The organism is Teichococcus deserti, from assembly GCF_001982615.1.
Lineage (GTDB): Bacteria > Pseudomonadota > Alphaproteobacteria > Acetobacterales > Acetobacteraceae > Pseudoroseomonas > Pseudoroseomonas deserti.
Map to the genome: position 1 here is coordinate 1 of NZ_MLCO01000364.1, position 4,153 is coordinate 4,153.

Genomic DNA, 4,153 nt, shown 5'->3' on the forward strand with positions numbered 1-4,153 from the left:
GTTGCTCGCCCGCCTGTCCCTTGCCTGCGCTGCCATCGCGGCCGCGGCCGGCATGGCGGAAGCCGCGGCCGCGATGGCAGCGCAGGCAAGGGACAGGCGGGCGAGCAACGGGAGACGGCGCATGGCGACCTCTCTAGACCATTTTCCGCGCAGGGCGAAGCAGGTGGTTAACCACACCCTTCGCCGCGGAAGGAAAAGCTTTCCACCACACCCTGGCGCGTGGCGAAAGTCATGTCGCAGCGAACCACGATATACCCCGGCGAGCTCATCCAGGGCCGCCGCATCCCCCAGTAGCCATAGGGGTAGTAGGGATAGGGCTCGGGCGGGGCCATCGCGGTGGACTGGCTCTCGAACTGCAGGAAGCGCCGGCCATCCGCCTCATAGGTGCGGGTCGGCACGCCGAGGGCGGCCACCAGCTCGCCCTCGGGGCGGTTGATGAAGGCCGAAAGCCGCTGGTCCAGCGTCGGTCCGGGCGCGGCGCAGCCGGCCAGCAGAGCCAGGCCCAGAGGCAGCGTGATCGTGAGCGGAACGGCGGTGCGCAGGCGCATGGCGGACACTCCTCCAGATCGCAGATAGAGCGGCAGGAAGATGGTCACAACGTGGCAGCGCGCTGGAAGTTGGAGACAGCGTCTCAACGACCCTCGCGCCGCCACGCGACCAGTGCCAGGCCCAGCACCAGCGGCAGCGCCAGCCAGGGGGGCAGCAGCGGCAGCGCGGCGATACCGGTGACCAGATGGTCCTGGTTGCGCCGCAGCCCGATCCAGCTCGACCCCGAGGCGTCGCGCCCGGCGGCGACCCGGCGCAGCTCCGGCACCTGCGGCCGCTCGCCGCGGCCGAGCCAGTGGCTGCCGCCGCCATTGGCCTCGGCCAGCGGCTGGATGCGGGCGGCCTCGGCGCGCAGATCGGCGATCTCCAGCGGATTGGCCGCCGCCGCGGCGGCGAAGGCCTGGCGCCGCCCGTCGCTGGCCTGCCAGACGCCGGGCATGGCGGCGGCCATCTCCAGCACCGTCTGGCCCCCCGTGGCCTGGCCACCCGTCCCGCCGGCGGCGGCCGGCCGGCCGCGCGTCACCGTGCCGTCGGGGGCGGTCACCGTGATCTCCGGCGGTGGCCCGGCCTCGACGCTGCGGCGGGTGACGGTCAGCAGGCCGCCTTCGATCCGCGCGACCAGGTCCTCCTCCTCGAGCTCCGGCTCGCGCATCAGCCAATGCGCGGCGCGGCGCAGCAGCTCGGCCTGCGGGCCGCCGCCGTCATGACCCCGCGACCACAGCCAGATCTGGTCGGAGAGCAGCAGGGCGACCCGCCCCTCCCCCACCCGGTCGAGCTGCAGCAGCGGGTCGCCGTCGGGCGTGTCCATCACCGACAGCCCGCTGGTCGGCTCGGCGCGCAGATGGCGGTACCAATGGCCCCAGCCGGGCTCGGCCGCGCCGAGATTGGCGCCGGTCAGCCCCTGGGTCACCGGATGCCGGCCGCCGGCATCGGTGACGCGCGGGCGGAAGGCGCCCTCGGCCAGGGCACCGCGCCCGGTCAGCGGCCGCGCCGGCAGGATGCTGCCCAGCGGCGTCGCGGCCAGGCTGGTCGCCCCGGTGAATTCCGGCCCGACCGAGAGCAGCAGCGCGCCCCCGCCCCGGACATAGTCGGCGATGTTGCGCAGATACATCGGCGGCAGGATGCCGCGGTTGGAGAAGCGGTCGAAGACGATCAGGTCGAATTCGCGCAGCTTGACCTGGAACAGCTCGCGCACCGGGAAGGCGATCAGCGCCAGCTCGTTCAGCGGCGTCAGGTCATCCTTTTCCGGCGGCCGCAGGATGGTGAAATGCACCAGGTCGACATTGGGGTCGGCCTTCAGCAGGCGGCGCCAGGTGCGCTCGCCCGAATGCGGCTCGCCCGAGACCAGCAGCACCCGCAGCCGGTCGCGCACGCCGTTGATGGTGACGACGGCGCGGTTGTTCAGCGTCGAGACCTCGCCCGGCCGCTCCTCGGCGGTCAGCTCGACGACGCTGGGGCCGCCGCGCTCGATCGGCAGGGTGATGCGGTGCTCGCGCCCGAGCGGCACAGACTCCACCCGCGGCGCCGCGCCGTCGCGCCGCAAGGTCAGCCGCACCGCACCGCCCTGCGGCTGCTCGGCGCCCAGATCCTCGACCGCGACGCGCAGCTCGACCGTGCGGCCGACGATGCCGTAGCCCGGCGCCTCGATCACCCGAATGCGGCGATCGACCTCCCCGGGCCGCCCCGGCAGCACGACATGCAGGGGTGCCGGGAACCCCAGCTGCCCCGGCACGTCATGCGCCTGCCCGTCGGTCAGCGCGATCACCCCCGCCAGCCGCGCCCGCGGGATATCGGCCAGCGCCCGGTCGATGGCGGTGAACAGCCGCGTGCCCTGGCGCCCGCCCTCCGGCAGATCGACGCTGCGCAGTTCGAGATCCGGAAACCGCGCCGCCGCCGCCTCCAGCGCCGCCCGCGCCGCATCCATCTGCGCGCCGCGGGTGCCGATGCGGGCGGAGTCGCTGCGGTCCTGCACCAGCAGGGCGATGTCCGGCCGCGTCTCCCGTGTCTCCTCGACCAGCCGCGGATTGGCGAGCGCCAGCAGCAGGACGGCAAAGGACAGCCCGCGCCACGCCACGCCACGCGCGCGACGCCATACCGCGGGGGCGAGGGCCAGGATCGCCAGGACCGCCAGGGCAACCAGCAGCCACCAGGGCAGGATCGGCGCGAAATCGAGACCGGAAATGGCCTGGCGCACGGGTCAGATCCTTTCCGAAGAGCAGAGTTCGGCAGAGAAGGTCAGGGGCAGGCTGGGGGAATGAATTCCCCCAGACCCCCTTCTTTTTTCTGGGGTGACTGCCGTGTCCACGTGGAAACGGGACGTGAAATGGCCAATCGGCGGCGCGACCTGTGAGCGAGCGACGACTTTGTAAAATGGCGTCCCGCCGGGATGCCCGGGTGTCGACGCCGTTGCAACGCTGCCCGTCAAACGGCCAACAGAACAGAAAGAAGAACGGGCGCGGCGCACTGCGCCGCGGGGGAATTCATTCCCCTGGCCTGCCTCCGGCTTCCCCTTCAATTGCCTAGCCTTTCCAGGATCGCCGGCACGTGGACCTGGTCGCCTTTGTAGTTCCCGGTCAGCGCGTACATCACCAGGTTCACCCCGAAGCGATAGGCCAGGGTCCGCTGCCGCGCCCCACCGGGCGTCGTGGCGTAGGGGTTCTGGCCGCGGGCATCGACCGCCCAGGCGCCGGCCCAGTCATGGCCGCCGATGATCACCGGGGTGACGCTGTCATTGGCACGGTCTTCCTCGCGCGAGACCCAGACCTGGCCGCCGGCAAAGCGGCCAGGCAACTCGGGGGGCAACAGATAAAAACTGCGGGTGAGGACGTGCTCGGGGGAGACGGGGACCAAGGGCGGGATGGCCAGGCCGCGGGTCAGGCGCTGCAGGGCCGCGCGGGCGCCGGGGGCATAGCCTTCGCCGGAGCCCTCGTCGCGGGTGTCGAACAGGATGATGCCGCCCTGGCGCATGTATTCGTTCAGCGCGGCCAGGGCCTGGGCGTCGGGGTCGGGGCTGTCGCCGGTCACCGCCCAGTAGAGCAGCGGCACGAAGGACAGGTCGTCCTGGCCGGGGCGCAGCGCCAGCGGCTCGCCGAGGGCCGCGGCGGTGCGGCGGTTCACGTAGTCGGACAGGCCGGCCAGGCCCTGGCGCACCACCTCGTCCACCGCGCCGTCGCCGGTCGCGACATAGCCGATGCGGGTGGCCAGCGGCATTTCCGCCGACGGGCCACGGGCGGCCGGCGCCTGGGCCTGCGCGCCAGACGCCAAGGGCAGCGCCAGGACGGCAAGGACCATGGCCAGCCCGGCGCGGGCCATCAGCCGGCGGCCGAGCAGCCCGCGCTGCACCAGCGACAGCAGCAGGTCGGCGGCCAGCAGCAGCAGGGCCAGCGCCAGCAGCCAGGGGCCCAGGTCGCGCTCGGCGGGCAGCCCGCCGATGGATTGGGTGGCCGTGCCGGGCGGGGGCGCGGCCAAAGCGCGCGGCGGCGGCAGGCTGGCGGACAGGTTGAGGGCGCGGCGCTCGCCGCCCTCGCCCGGGACGCCGTACCAGCCCGGCGGGTGCCGCGGGCCGGGGCGGGTGTCGGCGAAACGGTTGGCGGGGAGGGCGCCGGCA

Annotated in this window: 3 protein-coding genes; all 3 read right to left on the minus strand. The window is 73.3% G+C overall.

What is annotated here, in order from left to right; translation table 11 throughout:
* Window positions 1-167: 167 nt before the first annotated feature.
* A complete protein-coding gene (locus BKE38_RS27225) occupies window positions 168-548 on the minus strand; it encodes a hypothetical protein (RefSeq protein ID WP_076960326.1) in 381 nt (126 codons plus the stop codon).
* Between the two features lie 83 nt (window positions 549-631).
* On the minus strand, window positions 632-2,740 hold the full coding sequence (locus BKE38_RS27230) for a hypothetical protein (RefSeq protein WP_076960327.1): 2,109 nt from the start codon (window positions 2,738-2,740) through the stop codon (window positions 632-634).
* A 317-nt stretch (window positions 2,741-3,057) separates the two neighbouring features.
* Window positions 3,058-4,153 (minus strand): DUF4159 domain-containing protein (locus tag BKE38_RS27235; protein WP_131829747.1); only part of this gene is annotated, 1,096 nt, incomplete at its 5' end.

Coding starts and splice junctions, on each gene's coding strand:
- BKE38_RS27225 (WP_076960326.1), bottom strand. CDS start 548: ATGCGCCTGCGCACCGCCGTTCCGCTCACGATCACGCTGCCTCTGGGC.